The organism is Desulfopila aestuarii DSM 18488 (genome assembly GCF_900143695.1).
Lineage (GTDB): Bacteria > Desulfobacterota > Desulfobulbia > Desulfobulbales > Desulfocapsaceae > Desulfopila > Desulfopila aestuarii.
The window spans coordinates 24,583-42,079 of record NZ_FRFE01000007.1 but is presented as its reverse complement, the minus strand read 5'-3'; the positions used below and the strand labels follow the sequence as shown (position 1 = coordinate 42,079).

At 50.8% G+C, this 17,497-nt stretch carries 15 protein-coding genes and 1 pseudogene; 6 read left to right on the top strand and 10 right to left on the bottom strand.

Translation table 11 applies throughout. The features are described from left to right. Positions 1 to 23: 23 nt before the first annotated feature. Together BUF15_RS08805 and BUF15_RS08800 are read right to left on the bottom strand one after the other, a co-directional pair. Positions 24 to 1,421: a Na(+)-translocating NADH-quinone reductase subunit A gene (locus BUF15_RS08805; protein ID WP_073613108.1), complete on the bottom strand. Its 1,398-nt coding sequence runs from the start codon at positions 1,419 to 1,421 to the stop codon at positions 24 to 26. 60 nt (positions 1,422 to 1,481) lie between these two features. Then, a complete protein-coding gene (locus tag BUF15_RS08800) occupies positions 1,482 to 2,498 on the bottom strand; it encodes an FAD:protein FMN transferase (protein WP_073613107.1) in 1,017 nt (338 codons plus the stop codon). Between the two features lie 427 nt (positions 2,499 to 2,925). Here BUF15_RS08800 and BUF15_RS08795 point away from each other — a divergent pair, with 427 nt between their 5' ends. The 4 genes from BUF15_RS08795 to BUF15_RS08780 are packed head-to-tail and all read left to right on the top strand — an operon-like array spanning position 2,926 to position 7,559. Next, on the top strand, positions 2,926 to 5,319 hold the full coding sequence (locus BUF15_RS08795) for an ATP-binding protein (protein WP_073613106.1): 2,394 nt from the start codon (positions 2,926 to 2,928) through the stop codon (positions 5,317 to 5,319). Next, positions 5,316 to 6,017: a response regulator transcription factor gene (locus BUF15_RS08790; protein WP_073613105.1), complete on the top strand. Its 702-nt coding sequence runs from the start codon at positions 5,316 to 5,318 to the stop codon at positions 6,015 to 6,017. The genes BUF15_RS08795 and BUF15_RS08790 overlap by 4 nt, the downstream gene beginning before the upstream one ends. Further along, positions 6,014 to 7,084 (top strand): sensor histidine kinase, encoded by a 1,071-nt coding sequence (locus BUF15_RS08785; protein WP_073613104.1) that lies wholly within the window; start codon positions 6,014 to 6,016, stop codon positions 7,082 to 7,084. The genes BUF15_RS08790 and BUF15_RS08785 overlap by 4 nt, the downstream gene beginning before the upstream one ends. Before the next feature lie 49 nt (positions 7,085 to 7,133). Further along, the gene (locus BUF15_RS08780) at positions 7,134 to 7,559 is read left to right on the top strand and encodes a hypothetical protein (RefSeq protein WP_073613103.1); all 426 of its coding nucleotides are present in this window, start codon (positions 7,134 to 7,136) and stop codon (positions 7,557 to 7,559) included. 37 nt (positions 7,560 to 7,596) lie between these two features. Here BUF15_RS08780 and BUF15_RS08775 read toward each other — a convergent pair whose 3' ends face one another. The 7 genes from BUF15_RS08775 to BUF15_RS08740 all read right to left on the bottom strand — a co-directional run bounded on the left by BUF15_RS08775 (position 7,597) and on the right by BUF15_RS08740 (position 14,364). Next, positions 7,597 to 9,231 (bottom strand): PAS domain-containing protein, encoded by a 1,635-nt coding sequence (locus BUF15_RS08775; RefSeq protein ID WP_073613102.1) that lies wholly within the window; start codon positions 9,229 to 9,231, stop codon positions 7,597 to 7,599. Between the two features lie 334 nt (positions 9,232 to 9,565). Next, entirely contained in the window at positions 9,566 to 9,709 is a 144-nt protein-coding gene (locus BUF15_RS08770) for an entericidin A/B family lipoprotein (protein WP_073613101.1), read from the bottom strand. Between the two features lie 347 nt (positions 9,710 to 10,056). Continuing rightward, entirely contained in the window at positions 10,057 to 11,049 is a 993-nt protein-coding gene (locus tag BUF15_RS08765) for a hypothetical protein (protein WP_073613100.1), read from the bottom strand. Positions 11,050 to 11,410: 361 nt separating this feature from the next. Next, positions 11,411 to 12,088: a DNA alkylation repair protein gene (locus tag BUF15_RS08755; RefSeq protein ID WP_073613249.1), complete on the bottom strand. Its 678-nt coding sequence runs from the start codon at positions 12,086 to 12,088 to the stop codon at positions 11,411 to 11,413. A 34-nt stretch (positions 12,089 to 12,122) separates the two neighbouring features. Next, a complete protein-coding gene (locus BUF15_RS08750; RefSeq protein ID WP_073613098.1) occupies positions 12,123 to 12,683 on the bottom strand; it encodes a hypothetical protein in 561 nt (186 codons plus the stop codon). Positions 12,684 to 12,753: 70 nt separating this feature from the next. Next, on the bottom strand, positions 12,754 to 13,368 hold the full coding sequence (locus BUF15_RS08745; protein WP_073613097.1) for a LysE family translocator: 615 nt from the start codon (positions 13,366 to 13,368) through the stop codon (positions 12,754 to 12,756). A 510-nt stretch (positions 13,369 to 13,878) separates the two neighbouring features. Then, positions 13,879 to 14,364: a C-GCAxxG-C-C family protein gene (locus BUF15_RS08740; protein ID WP_073613096.1), complete on the bottom strand. Its 486-nt coding sequence runs from the start codon at positions 14,362 to 14,364 to the stop codon at positions 13,879 to 13,881. Between the two features lie 108 nt (positions 14,365 to 14,472). Here BUF15_RS08740 and BUF15_RS08735 point away from each other — a divergent pair. Further along, positions 14,473 to 15,354: pseudogene (locus BUF15_RS08735) on the top strand (LysR family transcriptional regulator). On the opposite strand, the gene BUF15_RS27700 reads toward BUF15_RS08735, so the two are convergent. Beyond that, complete coding sequence (locus BUF15_RS27700; protein WP_234981147.1) at positions 15,313 to 15,456, bottom strand: hypothetical protein; 144 nt, start codon at positions 15,454 to 15,456, stop codon at positions 15,313 to 15,315. The pseudogene BUF15_RS08735 and the gene BUF15_RS27700 overlap by 42 nt on opposite strands. A gap of 225 nt (positions 15,457 to 15,681) precedes the next feature. On the opposite strand from BUF15_RS27700, the gene BUF15_RS08725 reads away from it, so the two are divergent. Then, the gene (locus tag BUF15_RS08725) at positions 15,682 to 17,460 is read left to right on the top strand and encodes an HD domain-containing phosphohydrolase (RefSeq protein WP_073613093.1); all 1,779 of its coding nucleotides are present in this window, start codon (positions 15,682 to 15,684) and stop codon (positions 17,458 to 17,460) included. Positions 17,461 to 17,497 lie beyond the last annotated feature (37 nt).

Here is a 17,497-nt window from a genome sequence, read left to right as displayed (position 1 = left end):
TTCGTTATCCTGTGGCGATGGGTTCAGCCTTCGATCTCAATAGTGGTCAGTACGTTACGCAGTGCCTGGCCGAACTCGTTTTTACCGGGACAGGCAAAACCGCAGAGTGCCAGGTCTTCCTCGATCAGCTCCAGGCAGCCGAGTGCTTTTGATTTTTCTGTATCTCCCACTGAGAGCGCCTTTAAAAGGTAGGTGGGAATGATATCGAGCGGCATCACATCCTCGTAGGTACCGAGCGGGTAAATAGCTCGCTTACCACCCCAGAGTGCGGTGTTCATCGGCAATTTCAGCATATTGTTCAAGGCTGAGATAAACACCGGCTTTACCGAAAAACGGTTACTGCCTGGCATTGCCCAGTTGAACAGGCTGCGGCCGCTGTTGTCTGGTAAGACGCTGACCTGGTTGTGGTAACGGCCAAGGAAACCATGGATCTCATTGGCGGTACGACCACTTAATACCGAGCCGGAGACGACGCGTAAGTGCTCTTCAGTCAGCTCGCCTCTGCAGAGTTCTTCGATGTTGGCACCTATCCGGGTTTCGACGAGAGACGGTTCGCGTACACCGGTGCCTGCAAGAGAAACGATCCGTTCCGTCATCAGCTGGCCGGTGCGGAACAGATACCCGATAGCAATCACATCCTGATAGCCGATGTGCCAGACACTCTTCTGCTCATGCACCGGGTCGAGACAGTGAATGTGGGTAGACGGGAGCCCGGCGGGATGCGGCCCGGAAAAAGCCCAGTAGTTGAAGCCTTCCGCCTTTTCATGGGAGAGCAGTTCGCGTTTCGCGCTGCAGTAGTTACGCGGCACATCAAGCATTATGGCCAGTAACTGGAGACCGCGATTATAGTCGCTACCGTGTCGGGCAATGATGTTTTCCGGCGGTGGAGCTAGCGGTTCGGTGTCGATAGCGGTAACAAAAAGCGAAGCAGGGGTAGCGTCAATGGGCGGTATCTTGCCGTAGGGGCGGGTGCGAAACGATGGCCAGAGGCCGGAATCTATCAAGATGGTCCTGATTGCTTCCGGGAAGTAGTTTGTGGGTGGCTGATCCGGTTCGTCAATCAGGGTAACTGCTGCTTCACCTGTCAGATCGACGATGATCGATTCGAACTTTCGTTTGTCACCACGATGAATGGCGATGATCTTGCCGCAACCGGGTGAGGTGTATTTCACCCCCGGATTTTTCTTGTCGGTAAAAAGCAACTGGCCTGTCTTGACCTTGTTACCGACTTCCACCTCCATGGTTGGCTTCATGCCGATGGAGTCGTCACCGATAATCGCCACTTGACTCACCGGCGAGGCGGCTCTGATCGCTGGATCCGGCGCGCCGGCGATGGGCAGGTCGAGACCTCGTTGTAACTCAAAATGGCGGTCAGCCTGATGAAAGACGATGCCGCCGATGGTGCGGGCTATGGTGCTCATACGCAGTTGGCCTATAGTTCTTTCTGGAGGCAGGATTGCCTGTTGTTTTAATTTTTTGGGTCAGCTGAAAAAACCGGTGGTGTGGGAACTGTTCAGCTCCTTGTCGATCAGGTAGCCTTCACAACCATCCATCGATTCTAACAGTTCAAGCCCCTTGTCTCGACCAAGGACCATGACTGCCGTAGCCAGTCCATCTGCCAGCATAACACTGGGAGCCGTGACCGTGCAGCTTGCCAGTTCCGGCGAGGAAAAGCCGGTGTGTGGATCAATGATGTGATGGTTTTTCAGGTCCGGCGTGAAAGCCTGGAAATAGTCGCCGGAGGTGGCTACGGCGCGTTCGGTAACGTCGAAGGCCACCGGTTTTGCCGTGTTCTCTTTTCTCGGATTCATGATACCGATCCTCCAGGGGCTGCCATCCGGTTTGGACCCGGTGACCATCAGGTCGCCGCCGGCATCGACATAAACCTGTTGAAATCCCTGCTCTTTCAACGCTGCCACTCCCTGGTCGACGATATAGCCTTTGCCGATGCCATCGAGGGTAATTGCCATGTTCGGAGCGTCAAAACGGATTTCGGTCTCGCTTACCATAAGCTTCTGGTAGTCGACCCCGTTTTTAGTCTGTTGCAACCTTGCAGGATCAGGATATTGCTGTTCACTGTGCAACGCCAGTAATGGCAGCATGGTGACATCAAAGGCGCCGTCTGATTTTTCGCTCAAGGTGCGGGAGAGTTGCAGTACCTCCAACAGTTCCTTGCCGGGTGCGGTAAGAGTGCCGCTCTGGTTGAGCTGATAGACTGGGCTGGTAGCCATGTGGCGGCTCAGTTTCCCTTCAAGGGCCAGCATCCTGGCAAGGGTTGTGTCGATGGCATGCTCACAGGCGTCCCTGTTTTTGCCGTAAACCGTGAGGTTCACATAGGTGCCCATGATCGGCTGACTGCGGCGGGCTACTGCAAGTCTTGATGCGCCGTTGAACAGACCGAGCTGCCAGCACGCTCCCGCCGCACCGGCGACAGCTACAATCTGGAGAAATGTCCTGCGGTTGAACGTTTTTGATGACGCTGACGGGCTTTCGGTCATGGTGTTCACCTCTCGTGGTTGCGGCATGAAAATGCGAAAATCACAGCCCGACCGTATTGCAGAGCTTCCATTCTAATAACGGCAGGTCTAATAAACTGAAATCGCAGTTTTTTGTTGTAATAGCAAAGAAGAAGTATAACTTTGATCAGTATAATAATAAATTGCCGGTGAATCAAATGGGATGAGCTTGTAACAACCCAAAATCATACGGACGAGGGGCGAAAACGGCTGGCTGGAAAAGCCGGAAACGTCGTGGGCGAAAGAGTTACATGAACTCTGGAGGTTTATATCCCGGGAGAGATTTTTTTTCTTTGACGATTTCTTTTCTCCTGCGGGAGGATGAATGTGTCAGGAATCGGCGAACGAAACAGCAGGTTGACGGGGTGACTCTGTAGGTTTTTTTTGGGTGTCCGGATGAGGAGAGAGAATGGAAAATTACGCATATGAGAAGTTGGGGTTGTTTTATCTGGGCCGGGAACTCGATGCGGCACACTTGGCTCCGTCCCCGGCACCGCTACTCTATAAAAGCAATAACCTTACTACCCATGCTGCGATTATCGGCATGACCGGCAGCGGCAAGACCGGTCTCGGTATCGCCCTGATCGAAGAGGCGATTATGGATAATATCCCCTCGATCATCATTGACCCCAAAGGGGATATGGGTAACCTATTGCTCACATTTCCAGGACTGCGGCCAGACGATTTCCAGCCGTGGATCGATCCGAAGGAGGCCGCCCGAAAGGGGCTTGGCGTGGAGGAATATGCCGCCAAAACCGCAACGACCTGGCGGGAGGGGTTGAGTGCCTGGGATCAGGGGGGCGAACGGATCGGGGAGTTGAAAGCGAGGACCGAAATGACCATCTACACCCCGGGAAGCACCGCTGGGGTGCCGGTGTCGGTGCTGGGCAATATTGCAGCGCCCACAACCGAAGTGTTGGACGATCTTGATACCCTGAACTCACTGATTAATTCAACAGTCACCAGCCTGCTCACCCTGATAGGTGTCCAGAGTGAGCCACTACAGAGTAAAGAGCATATCCTGCTCTCCTCCATTCTCCTTCATTTCTGGCGCAAGGGCGAAGATCTGCAGATGGAGCAACTGATCGGGACCATTGTCAGCCCGCCTTTTGATAAGGTGGGGGTCTTCCCGCTGGATACCTTCTACCCGCAGTCGGAGAGAATGGGACTTGCCATGAGTTTCAACAATATCCTGGCGAGCCCTACTTTTTCGGCCTGGCTTACCGGTGAACCACTGGACATCCAGCGTCTGCTCTATACCGAAGAGGGTAAGCCGCGAAGCGCCATTTTCTCCATTGCCCATTTAAGCGAATCGGAGCGGATGTTTTTCGTCACCATGCTGCTCGGGCGTTTTATCGACTGGATGCGGCGGCAATCCGGTACCTCGTCGCTGAAGGCCTTGTTGTACATGGATGAGATCTTCGGTTACTTCCCACCGATCGCCAATCCACCTTCCAAAAAGCCGATGCTGCTGCTGTTGAAGCAGGCCCGGGCCTATGGCTGCGGCGTGGTGCTGGCGACCCAGAATCCGGTGGATCTCGACTATAAAGGGTTGGCCAATATCGGCAGCTGGTTTATCGGGCGGCTCCAGACCAGCCAGGATCAGGAACGGGTGGCTGAGGGTATTGCCGGTGGAAGCGGGGGAACACTGGCGATTGGCGAGGTGAAGTCACTTTTGTCCGGCATGAAAGGCCGGCAATTTCTGCTTCGCTCAGCTCACCTGGATGCCCCGGTCCTTTTTGAAACCCGCTGGGTCATGTCCTATCTGCGGGGGCCGATCGCTGCCAGTGACATCAGGATGCTGATGGCTGGTAGCGCGAATGTTACAACGACTGTGTCTCAGCCGGCAACCGATGGTTTGGCCGAAAGCGCGGTCCCGGGCGAATATGGTTCCCGGCCCGTGCTGTCGCCGGACATCAGCCAATATTACGCCATGCAGAATGTGGTGAGTGACAAGGTGGTGTTTGAACCGTGGCTTTTTGCGACCGGCAAGGTGCGTTTTGTCAATACTACAAAAAATATCGATGAGGTACGGCAGGTTGGGCGGCGGATCTACCTGAGCCAGGAGCTCCGTCGTTTCGACTGGCTGGAAGCCGAGGAGACACTCATCAAGCTTGCGGATTGTGGCCAGAGTGCACCCGAAGGCAGCCAGTATTATCCTTTGCCTGCCGCGATCTCCGGCGCAAGGAATCTTCAGACTTTCGACAAAGGATTTCGTGACTATCTGTATCATAATGAACGTCTTGAATTGCAGCGGGTCGCCGCCTTGAAGCTCGAGTCCCGGCCCGGCGAGAGTGTTGGTGATTTCCGGGTTCGATTGCAGGATGTCTTACGGGAAAAAAAGGCAGCAGCAGTGGAAAAGCTGCAGAAGAGTTATGGGATCAAACAGCAGCGTCTTGAAGATCAACTGCAGAAGGCCATGTACCGGTTGGAGAAGGAACAGCTGGATGTGAAGACCAAAACGGTGGATACCGTCCTCTCGTTTGGGGTCGCAGTGGTGGGCGCACTCTTTGGCCGGAAAGCGATCTCGACAACGTCCATCTCGCGGACCGCCAGCGGTATGCGCAGTGCCGGACGGGTGGTGAAGGAGAAGGCGGACGTGCAGCGGGCTAAGGAACAGATGGCCGAACTGCAGCAGGCTCTTAAGGAGTTCTCCTCAGAGATCGAACAGCAGGCGATGGCTATCGGTGAAGATTTTGCTATTGAGCGCTACGAAATGGAGCCGGTGATGGTGAAACCGAAAAAGAGCGATATCTATGATGTCGAGGTGGCGATTCTCTGGGAGCAGGGGAACATGTCATGACCAGTGACGGTCCGGTCTTGATAGTTGAGGATGATCCGAATACCGCCGCTCTTGTGCGGACTTATCTTGAGCGGGAGGGGTTTGTGACCATCCATGCCGACAATGGTATGATGGGTTTGCAACTCGCCAGGGAGAAGCAGCCGGTCTTTGTCATTCTTGATATCATGTTGCCAGGCCTTGACGGCTGGGATGTCTGCAGACGGCTTCGCACCTTTTCAGAGGTGCCGATATTGATGCTCACTGCTCGTGAGGAGGAGATCGACCGGGTGAGTGGTCTTGCCATCGGCGCCGACGATTATGTGGTGAAGCCCTTTAGTCCGCGTGAGTTGGTGGAACGGGTCAAGGCGATTCTCCGCCGGGTCCGGCCGCAACGGCAACAGATGGAGAACCTGCTGGTTTCCAGTGGTATTGCGATGGATCTGGAAAAGCACCGGGTGAAACTCGATGGGGAAGTGGTGCAGCTGACCACCACCGAATTCCGGTTGTTAAAGACGCTTATGCAGTCGCCCGGCCGGGTCTTTTCACGTAATGAACTGCTCGACAGCCTCTATGAACATGGGGAAATCGTGGTGGATCGGGTTATTGATGTCCATATCGGTAAGCTCAGGCAGAAATTGGAAAAACAGCCGGGAAGACCGCAATACATCCTTACCGTACGAGGCTTTGGCTACAGCTTCACCGATGAGGTCGTCAGATGAAAAGCCCCGGCGAAAGTCTGCTGGTCAAGCTGCTGTTGGTAACGGTAGTGCCCGCCATTACCATAATCGGGGTGATCTGGCTGGCCATTGACAAGCAGGCCGCAGGCTATTTCATGGCACTCATGAAAAAATATGAGATCTCGCCCACCGAAATTCATCAGATGTTTCTTTCCTCAATCCATTTCTCGCTGATCTGGGCCAGCGTCGCCGCGTTGATACTCTCCTTTGTCTTAAGTTTCTTACTCATTCGCAGGGTTTTGAAGCCTTTGTCGCAGATGTCGGAGATTACCGCACAGGTGGCGGCGGGCGATTTTTCGACCCGGGTTGATGTTACCACCCGCGATGAGGTAGGGCGGCTCGGCCTCTCGTTTAATCGCATGGCCGACAGCCTTGCGCGCATCGAACAATTGAGAAAGAATATGGTTGCCGATGTTGCCCATGAGTTGCGCACACCACTTACCAATCTGCGGGGCTATCTCGAGGCCTTAAATGATAAGGTGCTGGAGCCTTCGCCTGCGACCCTGCAGGTGCTGCAGGAGGAGACCATGCGTCTGGTGAAACTCGTGGAGAGTCTGCAGCAGCTGGCCCGGGCCGACGCCGCCCGTCACTATCTGCATCGCGAGGAGATCCGTATCCCGGCGGAGATCAGTTATCTGCTTACCCTCTACCAGAATGGTCTTGCCCAGAAAAACATCTCGGTGGTAAATGATTTTGCAGCGGATGCCGAATTCGTCCAGGCGGATCGTGACAAATTTCTTCAGGCCGCCAGCAACCTGCTCGATAACTGTTTAAAGTACACTCCAGCTGATGGGAGCATTGAAATCTCAAGTCGATTAATAGAAAACTCGATCGAAATGCGTTTTTGCAACACCGGGCCGGAGATTGCGGAAGCGGATCTCCCCTTCATCTTCGAGCGGTTTTTCCGTACCGACCGCTCACGCTCACGTGACGGCGGCGCTGGTATAGGCCTGGCGATCACCCGTGAATTGATCGAGGCGCATGGCGGCCAGATGAGCGCCGAAAGCACGGGCGGGCGGACCTGCATCAGTTTCCGTCTGCCACGCTGACCGGTTATGATGGAACTCATGGAAACCAAAAAACTTGAAAGAGTGAACAATGAAAAGATTATCCTGTATCACACTCCTTGCCGTAACCCTGATGCTGACCGGCTGTGCCGGTGCCAAACGGCCAGTTCTCTATCCCAACAGTTATTTTAATCAGGTGGGCCAACAGCAGGCGGAGATGGATATTGATGCCTGCATGTACGCAGCCGAGGCCAGCGGTGCCAATTCAGGAAAAGGGACGGAACTGGTGAAAGACACAGCTAAGGCTGGGGCTGTGGGCGGAGCCACCGGTGCAGTGGTAGGGGCTATTGCCTCAGGGACCAGTGTCGGGCGAGGGGCAGCCATTGGTGGGGCCGGAGCGGCCACGGCGACCCTGGTCGGCGGCGCCTTCGATGCCGCAGAACCGACTGATATCTACATCCGTTTTGTTGACATGTGTCTGCAGGAGAAAGGTTACCAGCTGATCGGCTGGCGGTAGCCAGAATTCCTCACGAAATATTCTATGAACGTGTGCGTTACAGTCCGCTTTTTGTCAAAATTTCGTCTGCGATATTTGGATAGAGCTGCTTCACGCAGTCGGGACAGATGCCGTGACTGAAGGTGGCCTCGGAATGCTCACGGACATAGTGCTCAATCTTGCTCCAGGAGCCTTGGTCGTCACGGATTTGTTTGCAATGGGAGCAGATCGGTAGAATGCCGCGCAATGTTTTGATTTCCTGAATAGCCTGCTGCAGTGAGGTGATGAGTTCCTCCCGCTGGGCTTCGTTGAGCTTTCGCTGGGTGATGTCGTGGACGACAGAGCAGAGCAGTGATCTGTTTTGATAAACTATCGGCCCGGTGAACACCTCGACCTCGCGGATATCGCCATTAGCAAGTCTGTGAGTGAAACTGAAATACTTTTTATTTCTAGTTGCCGCTCGTTCAAGCTCGGTGCGCACTTCCTCTGCAGTGAGGATGTTGAGATCTGTAATGTTGAGAGTTTTGAACTGTTTTTTTGAATAACCATAAAAGTCGCATGCCGCGCTGTTGGCATCGATTATCCTGGCTGTATTTTCTTCTATCAGCAGCATAACCGATGCGTTCATCTCAAAGAGCGCAGAATAGAGTTTATCTCGTTCCTGCAGTATTGCCAGGGCGCGTTTTCGTGCAGTAATGTCTCTAAGGGCCGCGATTCTGGTGGGTGCTCCTTTGAAAAGGAACGTTTTTCCCTGGACTTCGAGCGGGAAAGAGGTTCCGTCTTTTCTTACTCCTGTTACTTCGTACGCGTGTTCGATATTTGTGGAAATATGTTGTGTTACCAGGTCGTGATCTTTGGGGTCAATGTAATCATGTGTGTTTGTCCCAATGAGTTCGCTGGCTGAACAGCCGAACATCTGACAGGCATTGTCGTTTGCTTCGACGATCTTTCCTTTCTGAGAAAAGACAATACCTTCAAAAGATGCTTCCGAGAGTTTGCGATAGCGGCTTTCACTGTCGGCCAATGTCTGGTGCATCGTCAGAAGACTCTGTCGAGCTTGCTGGGTATTCATTAGTGAAAAAACAATATTTGTTCCGGCTGTTGAAAGTATGGCAATGATGAAATGAATGGCGTCATGTCCATCTGCTGTAAATATTCCTTTAGCTGGTATGAACAGCCAATGAGACGCTCTGGCCATGAGCGACACCGCGTTAATGAGTATAAGGCCAGCACCCAGATAATAGAGTGGCCGGGCAGAAGAAGGTGCGTGCCCAATCCATTCCAGTGATATGGCCAGCATGAGAATAAAGATGGCAATGCTGCTACCCATGTTCCTGATGGCTATGTTGTCTTCAATGAAGCTGTAGTGATAGCAGAAAACCGCAACAGCCGCTGGGAGCAGGTAGAAGAGACGATGTAATCTCGTGTTGTGGGCAAACTGCCGGACAGCATCCAGCATGAGAGTGGTTGAGAAGACAGCGATGGTGTTGAAACCGATTACGCTCAGGCCCAGGGGGATTTCCCCACGGAGTACGAGTAGCAGTAATCCCAGGGTGTGGAGCAGAATGCCAGCGGTCCAGGTTTTGAATCCGGGGTAAGCGTCCTGATAAAGGAGGTAGACCGTGAACGCCACAAAGAAGACTGATGACAGGGCAATGTCGCAGACCAGCAGAGTTTTTATGTCGAGTATCATGAAGCCTTGTCCTGAAAAGTCTTGGGGCTATGAACTTCGGTTCGTCTGACGGCTAACGCAAGAAGCGTTGGTATATCATATCAAAAGAGTATACAGATAAGTGTTAGGTTGGTAAATGGGAATCATTCTGAAAAGTGAAAGAGGGAAAAGGTGAACCTGTGAAAATCGGTGGCAGAGCTTCTCATCTTAACTCTCAAAAGACAGTATAAGGTGAAGGATTATGATGGGTCGCGAAAAAAAATAGCGGCAATCGAGGGCTAAGAAAACCATCAATTGCCGCACATGTGTAGGAATCAGCAATTCGAATCTGATGCGCCGAGTTGCAATCTTGGGATCAGTAGGTTTTGTTCTTTGTTGCGGCCTTCTCTATGGCGTCGCCAGCTTGCTCGATGTCCTGCCCGATCCCTGACATGGTGTTGCATCCAGCGAGCAGGACCAGGTTTATGACCAACATGATAGCAAAGAAATACCTTTTCATACGGCTCCTCTTAAAGATGTGGTGAAGTATGATATAGCGAAATGCATGTGGCCAATGGCCTGCTTCGCCTGACGGCAGCCTGACTTGATGGTGTCGCCTCAATTACTTGTTGATCTGTACATAGAAAATTTCGCTTCAGTCTACAAGTAAAATGAGAAGAATAAAGGTAAATCGTTTTGCGTAGTCGCGGACAGTTTTCAGGAAAAGGAGATGGCGATAGCTTGGCTGAGACGAGCACCGGCCCCGTGGTTCGTCAGTCGAAAACGGGGCCGGCAAGGTGAGAGCAGATGTTTGGGGAGGAATCTTACAAATGGCCTGATATTATGAATTTATGCCGTGCTATAACATCAGGCTTCTGTTTCAAGTCCTCCATCGAAAAGCATGTCGTCTCCGGCTTGAGTGATGGATTCGGTGCTATTCATTTCAGTATAGATGGCCAGGAACCTGCTGTACGCCATACCATGTCCCCGCTGATGACCTATAGGTGGCATCTTCATCAGATCGTCAACACTGGTCTGCAACGACGCAATCTGTGAGTCAAACCAGGTTTGCAATTCTGTGAGCTTATCAGTAAACGCGGGCTCCACTGGGGTATTTTCAGGATTGTCCGTAGCTGCTGCAGCCACGATTTCGTCAGCCATTTCTTCTGTAGCGATATCAGCAGCGGTACCTTCAGTTTCATCTGCAGTGGAAACGGCGATGACCGGTGTTTCGGTGTTTTCCGGGTCAATAACAGGTTCCATGTCCGTGTCAACGACAAGCGACTCGTCTGCCGGCGGTTGACCAATCTGCCACATAGCATTGAAAAAATCGCCAAAAGCCCCCTGGATGCCAGCAAAGATATCACCCGGCTGGGAAGCGGCGGTTTTAATGGAAGTGGAGTCGGTCTCCTCTGATCCGCCAAAGAGATTGCTGACAGCTTGTGAAAATGTATCCATCAAGCCTTTCATTTGAGCAATGATATCTGTTTCCCCAAAGCTTCCTTGGAAATCGTTACCAAGAGTTGCAACCCGCACTTCCAGATCGGTGACGAGCTGGTTGCTGCCGGTCGCTAGAACATCATTTACTTTTTGTGCTGAATTTGTCTGGAGCTGTTCCTGGAAGTTGATCCGCAGCCGCAGATTGGCAACTCCCTGAAAATGATTTTCCTGCAGGTTTCGGATGGCTCCGTGAGCTGATCTTTGATGGTGATGAACCTGGGCGTTTTTTGCCTGTTCAGTTTCTCCCGTGGACTGTCCCTGCCGCTGTAGGTTTGAGTTTTCTTTTTCACTCTCCGCTCTGTTCTTTCTTTTGCCTTGCAGTCCAAAGGCATACCGATTTCCAAATCCTTCTATTTTCATGACGTACTCCTTGGTCGATAGGTGCTTCAATTATGTTCTTCTTATTTGATTTATCGACCGGTAACGGTGTGGAATTTAGGGCGTGGATGCGTTGGAGTTGTCAGGTGGGAAGTAAAAGACTGAGAGGACTGTACTTTCTATCTGTTGAGAAATGAAGAAATTCGCTGCTGCAGCGTATGGGATAATGTTGAGACTGATAAGCTTTGTGGCTGTGCCTACCACCAATACGAGGGTACTGAACAGGAAGGTGCCCAGGCTCCCGATGTCAGCCTTTTGCCGGTACGCTCGGTGCGATGAAGTGGTCGAATTCGTTTCTATCAGGCTATCTGAAAGTTGCATGCGATATCCTGACGGCCTGAGGTTATTTGCGTTTTAATTGATTGAGCAGGGCCTTGTACTCTTTGGAGACGCGATAGCTTTCTCTGGATTTCTGGATTGCCTTGTTATGGGTCTTCTTGTCCAGCGTATTGTCTTTCAAGAAGGTGAGTGTCTGTTCCGGGTATTTGGCCATGCAGACCGAGATCAGCCAGGCGTTGGCCATGAAAACGTAATAGCCGGTATGGGTGACATCCTGGGAGAACGAAAAAATTGTCTCAAGATAGTGTTCTTCCACATAATGCGCCAGGAGCAGAACCAAGGCAGCGCGGACGACGAATTCCTGATCCGACTGCAGCCAGGTGCGAATAATAGGCAGAATCTCTTCTTGTTCTTTTTTGATATTTTTAAAATCACAGATGGTTGAGTCGATCTGGGCCCAGTTATCGACTTTATCAAGGAATTTTTTCGTGAGTGGCAGCAGGTCGATGAACGATTGATCTAGGTAGGAGATGGCCATGCCTTCCAGCAGGATCATCTCGTAGATATTCTGTTTGTCTTGCTCAATAAAGGAAAGTGCGTCGTTCTTCGCGATCTTTTTCGCCAGCTTTCTGAGTGCGGGAACCCTGACACCGAGGGTCTTCTGCCTGGTAGGAATGATCTTGTCGTTGAAGGCTTTGTATTCCACTTCGGCCAATCGGTGTAATTCTTCAAGAATATTCATTGGTTCAGCCCTGTTAAGAGAGTTTTTTCTGTGGTCATGCATTTCGGAGTATTTCAAGATATTGAGAGTAGCCATCCCTGTTGAAGTTGACCGATTTTTGGTTCATGAAACCGTGCAGGTAAGGTGTTTTGAAATAATTGACCAGTGGTGTTGTGGCGAGAGCCTCCATCACCTCATCAATATTGAAATGCGGCTCCATTTTCGGGAGATAGAGATCGATTGGGATGCGAGGCTGGATGTGGAGAAGATTGCGTATCTGTGAACTATAAAAGCATATTCCTTTTGTATTTCGCTCAAAATCGAGCATGGCAGAGACGGCCCATATTGCCGAACCACCAACGCTGAAACCTAACAGGTGTTGCTCGCAATATGTTCTATTTGCTTGCAGGTGCTGGAATATCTTTTCAATATAGCCGGTCAAACCGATATTTTTTTGGAAATACTCGTATGCGTCACTTTCGTTGCGAAAGTCGATCTCCTTGCCATCGTATGGATCGATGATTTCGATCGATGAATATTTTTCTGATAATGATGTCAGAAGTTTATGAATACATGTTGTGTTGCCGAAAATGTCCGTAGCGGCCAGTAAATGCATAGCTGTTCGAAATGAAGAGTGTCTTAAGGCCGGCTTGAAAAGTAATTGGGACTGGCAAATTACTGCTCGATTATTGATCTGTCAGCGCAAGTTTTATTCCAAGAGCAGCAAAGGTAGCGGCAAACGATCGTTGCAGACGGGTTATAATTCGTGGCGAGCCGACGACATACCTGCGAACACTATGTGCCGACATTCCATACAGGATGAAAATGACAAGGGTCATAGCCATGAAAATGACACTCAGCACCATCATGTCCATGGTTGGCGATGCCGCTTGTGGATTGACGAATAGAGGAAGAAAAGCCAGGAAGAATATGGAAAGCTTGGGGTTCAAAATATTGATGAGAAAGCCCCGTACTGCAATTTGGTATAGGCCTTTCCTGGTTGCTGGAGTGTCAAATTTCAAGCCACCCGTTTCACGCCACATGGTCCACGCAAGGTACAGCAGATAGGCGGCACCTGCATATTTCACTGCCTGAAATGCAACTGCACTCATATGGAGAATGGCTGATAAACCAAGGATGCTGGCGGTTATGTGTGGAAGAATACCGGCAGTGCAACCACAGGCGGCAGCGATACTTGCCCGCCAACCGAGGAAAAGACCGTTCGAGATCGTATAGATCACCCCGGTGCCGGGTATGAGAACTACGACAAGGGAGGTTAAGAGGAATTCGGTACTTGGCATAGTGATATCTCCAGCTTGCTGTGGTTTATCTGGCAAAAGGCTATTGAACTGGGATCATAGCGCATTATCGATCTTCGGTCGTTACATTTTTTCTGGAATTGCGGTATGCATTCATCAGAATTTGACTTCAGCAAATGGTTTCTGCTCCTGCCAGACGCCAGAATCTGGCAGGAGCAATAACCATACCGGCAACGCAATACAAAACGATAGGTAAAATATCACCTGTGCTCATTACATTGCACCCCTTCGCAATAGCAAAAAGGAACTGCGATCTCTTGGAGCGACCAGGAGAGGTGGCTCAGTTCATTTGAACAGGTCGAAACCTGATCTTGAAATTCCGCCCGTGATATATTCAGATGACGTTCGCTTTACACAAAAATCAAATTTGATCGTATATTCATCTCCTATTTTGTTCTACTCACGTCATTATTTAGGATTCTGATCTTTATTGATTAATATGATACGATACTACTCTCTGATAGCTGGTCCACGTTGCCGATGCAGATTGGTCTAGGCACAATTCGAACATTTTTTCTGACGTTGCTCGACAGATGCACGATCCTCATCGACCTTTTCATTAAGGATGGTTGCCAGACTTTTTGTTCCCTGAATAACCACTTCCCGGCAAAGATCCATCTGCTCTTCCTCACCAAATCGATTGCGCAGGATGCCGCAGTTGCATGTACCGTGGAGTTTTATAAAGCGCTCGACCACCGCCCGCCCCAATAGCCCCGCTTCCTTCCAACTGTCACCCTGCTGTTTCCTTCCGTATTTGTGACCAATGGCTATCAGACTACCGGAGACGACACCACAAGCTTCCATAAAAGTTTCCCCAAAACCGCCGCCAAAGGCGGTGGCATAGGGGACAATAGGCTGACTATCTTCCCCCATTGTATCAAGTAATGCCCGTAGGACGGCCTCGGCACAATGATAGCCATTGCCAAAGTATTCGCCTGCCAATTGTGCTGCTTGTTCAGTATCAATGTGTTCGTTCATAATGCTTCCTCCATATGGGTTGATTTGATATAACGATTAATATAAATCATCGATCATGAAAAACGATTTATGCCGATCGTTATAATCACCCCAGCCGATTGACTGAATATGGATATTCGCCAACTCAATACATTTCGCATCGTCGCTGAACAGCTGAACTTCACACGAGCGGCGGAACTGCTTTACCTGGCCCAGTCCTCCGTCTCCGCTCACATCCGAGGACTTGAAAAGGAACTGGGAGTAATGCTCTTCGACCGCATCGGGAAACAGGTTCGCCTAACCGATGCCGGCAAGAAACTGTACAGCTACGCCTGTAAGATTGATGACATGACCGATGAGATCCGCTCGGTCGTAGCCGGAGAACAGTATCTTCAGGGGAGTCTCACGATACGCATGCCGGAGACGCTCGCCAATGTCTATATGCCTGAAGTGATAGAACAATACAGCAATCACTACCCAGGGGTCAGACTTAACTTTATCAACTGTTCAGATAAAGAACTAGCCCGGGAGCTTAGCACCGGTCGAATCGATATTGCGCTGCTGATGACTGACGATCTGACCATGAAAGATGTCAATATTAAATATCTCAAGACAGAACCGCTGGTCATGTGTTCTTCTCCGGAACATCCGCTAGCCGCAAGAAAAAGCATTCATCCGCTTGATCTTGGCAATCAGTTGCTGCTCCTGCCAAAGACGGATTGAAGCTACCGGAGAATGTTCGAGCGGTCGCTCGACGAGGCAGGAGTAACGTTTCGCAGTATTGAGTTTTCAAGTGGTACCTCCCTTCAACGTTGCCTGCAACGTGGGCTGGGAGTAACCATTTGCCCGGAGATTGCTGTCAGCCAGGAACTTCGAAAGGGTAGTCTGAAGCTACTGGAAACGAAAGATATCGTTTCCGAGACGCCTGTTGTCATGATATGGCACATCGATAAGTGGTGTTCAGCGTTGTTACAGCTTTTCATCAATCTGGTCACAGAAACAATCAGGTAACAGACAGAACAGTTGCTCACTGCCTCCGGAAAGATGGCTGTAGTTTTCTCGTGCAAAGACGAGGTCAAGGATGACAGTGGTCAATAGAAATGACATCGTCATATTCAACCTGCAATCCTGTCTTGCCCTGCCACAACTCCAGATTCGTGCAGGCAAGCCTCATGGCTCTGATCATCGGGATTAACGTATATGAGCTCGTATTCTGTTGCCGATTTGACCGATTCTATGCGTTTGTCGTACAATTAGCCATGGTACTGCCATATGTGCATTAAGCACTTCACCTGATTTTGGTGACTGGATGAACATGGAGTCTTTTGAAGAAATGTTATGATTCGCCAGTATTTGAACGTGATTCTCCTTCTGCTGCTGATCACAGCCCTGCCGGCCTGGGCCCAAGTCAACACCAATTACCCGACTGGAATTCCGTTAAAACACAAGACATTCCTGGTGCTGCATTCCTACGGTCCAGACTACGCCTGGACCCGTGAAGTCAATGAGGGTATCATGAGCGTGCTGGAGAAACTCGATTGGACCGACACAATTCGGATCGAGTACATGGATAGCAAAAATACGTATACCGAACAGTACCTTGAAGAGCTGGCCGAACTCTACGCCACCAAGTATCAGATTCTCCACTTTGATGGAATTATTGCCACCGACAATAATGCCCTCAACTTTCTCGAACGTGTCGGTCGACAGCTATTCCCAGTGGCAGTTGTAGTTGCCACCGGGATCAACGGGGTTGATTCGATCGCAAAACCCACCATTGCCAGAAGCGTTGTGATCGAAAAAGCCGACCACCTGGCTACTATACGTCAGGCACTTCACCAGAATCCGACGGCAAAAACACTGCATGTCATCGCTGACAGCTCGACTACAGGCCAGGCGATGCTCGCTGAAGTGGATAAGTTATTGCCGCAACTGGCGAACGAAGGGATTGAAATCAGGATCGTTCCACAAATGGCCTTCGAAGACCTTTTGGGCTATGGCAGTCATCTCAATCAAGATGATATAATTTACATGCTGCCATATTTACTTGACGCAACGAACCGCTCCTTCCGCCAGGGTTTTGTGTCAACGTTTTTAACTAAGCGCGCACAACTGCGTATCTATGGTTCCTGGCAGTTCCAGATAGGCGGCGGCATGGTTGGCGGCAGGGTGCTGTCTGGTTTCAGACAGGGCGAGGTGGCAGCACAATCCCTGATTTCCCTGTTGACCGGCGATACATCAGTCCCGGAGTTCACCGAGCCGGTTACCACCTACAGGGATCTATATGATTACCGGGTGGTACGCGAGCTTGGCATAAACCTCGAAACACTGCCTGAAACTACTTTCTTCATCAATAAGCCTCTTTCCTTCTACGCAAGGCACAAGCAGATTATCCTGCCATCGCTGTCCATTATCGCGATATTGGTCATTATTGTTGTGCTTTTACTGCAGAACCATTTCAAGCAGCTTGATATCAACCGGCGGGATCGGGCGATTATCGACCTCAACAGGGAAATCATCGAAACTCAACGGGAACTGGTCATGACCCTCGGCGAAGTGATCGAGAACCACTCGAAGGAGACCGGCAACCATGTGAAGCGGGTGGCCAAGATCTCTCGCTTCCTGGGAGAAAAGGCCGGGCTCACAAATGAAGAACTTGAAATTCTCGAAGCAGCCTCTCCCCTGCATGACGTCGGCAAGATCGGCATTGCAGAGCATATCCTCCACAAACCCGGGAAGCTCAGCGACAAGGAGTTCGAGTACATTAAAACACATACCACCATCGGCCGAGACATCCTGAAAACCTCAGATCGGCAGCTATTGGCCTCAGCCTGCTCCATTGCCTATCAACACCATGAGCGTTGGGACGGCGGAGGCTACCCCTCCAGGCTCAAAGGCGAAGAGATTAACCTTTTCGCACGAATTACCATGCTGGCCGACATTTATGACGCGCTCTCATCCGATCGATCATACAAGAAAGCCTGGTCAGAACAGAAGGTTATCAATTACATCAGGAGAAACAGCGCGATCTTTTTCGACCCGCGCCTCGTAGGAATTTTCCTTAGTCATACCGATGAGATCAGAGCCTTACGTGAAAAGTATTGCGACGATACCTGAAAAGACCGGAAGCTCCAGCCTTTCGCAGCAATGTGCA

Coding starts and splice junctions, on each gene's coding strand:
- BUF15_RS08780 (WP_073613103.1), top strand. CDS start 7,134: ATGAAAAGATTATCCTGTATCACACTCCTTGCCGTAACCCTGATGCTG.
- BUF15_RS08795 (WP_073613106.1), top strand. CDS start 2,926: ATGGAAAATTACGCATATGAGAAGTTGGGGTTGTTTTATCTGGGCCGG.
- BUF15_RS08805 (WP_073613108.1), bottom strand. CDS start 1,421: ATGAGCACCATAGCCCGCACCATCGGCGGCATCGTCTTTCATCAGGCT.
- BUF15_RS08785 (WP_073613104.1), top strand. CDS start 6,014: ATGAAAAGCCCCGGCGAAAGTCTGCTGGTCAAGCTGCTGTTGGTAACG.
- BUF15_RS08740 (WP_073613096.1), bottom strand. CDS start 14,364: ATGAACGAACACATTGATACTGAACAAGCAGCACAATTGGCAGGCGAA.
- BUF15_RS27700 (WP_234981147.1), bottom strand. CDS start 15,456: ATGACGATGTCATTTCTATTGACCACTGTCATCCTTGACCTCGTCTTT.
- BUF15_RS08800 (WP_073613107.1), bottom strand. CDS start 2,498: ATGACCGAAAGCCCGTCAGCGTCATCAAAAACGTTCAACCGCAGGACA.
- BUF15_RS08765 (WP_073613100.1), bottom strand. CDS start 11,049: ATGAAAATAGAAGGATTTGGAAATCGGTATGCCTTTGGACTGCAAGGC.
- BUF15_RS08775 (WP_073613102.1), bottom strand. CDS start 9,231: ATGATACTCGACATAAAAACTCTGCTGGTCTGCGACATTGCCCTGTCA.
- BUF15_RS08790 (WP_073613105.1), top strand. CDS start 5,316: ATGACCAGTGACGGTCCGGTCTTGATAGTTGAGGATGATCCGAATACC.
- BUF15_RS08750 (WP_073613098.1), bottom strand. CDS start 12,683: ATGCATTTACTGGCCGCTACGGACATTTTCGGCAACACAACATGTATT.
- BUF15_RS08770 (WP_073613101.1), bottom strand. CDS start 9,709: ATGAAAAGGTATTTCTTTGCTATCATGTTGGTCATAAACCTGGTCCTG.
- BUF15_RS08755 (WP_073613249.1), bottom strand. CDS start 12,088: ATGAATATTCTTGAAGAATTACACCGATTGGCCGAAGTGGAATACAAA.
- BUF15_RS08725 (WP_073613093.1), top strand. CDS start 15,682: ATGATTCGCCAGTATTTGAACGTGATTCTCCTTCTGCTGCTGATCACA.
- BUF15_RS08745 (WP_073613097.1), bottom strand. CDS start 13,368: ATGCCAAGTACCGAATTCCTCTTAACCTCCCTTGTCGTAGTTCTCATA.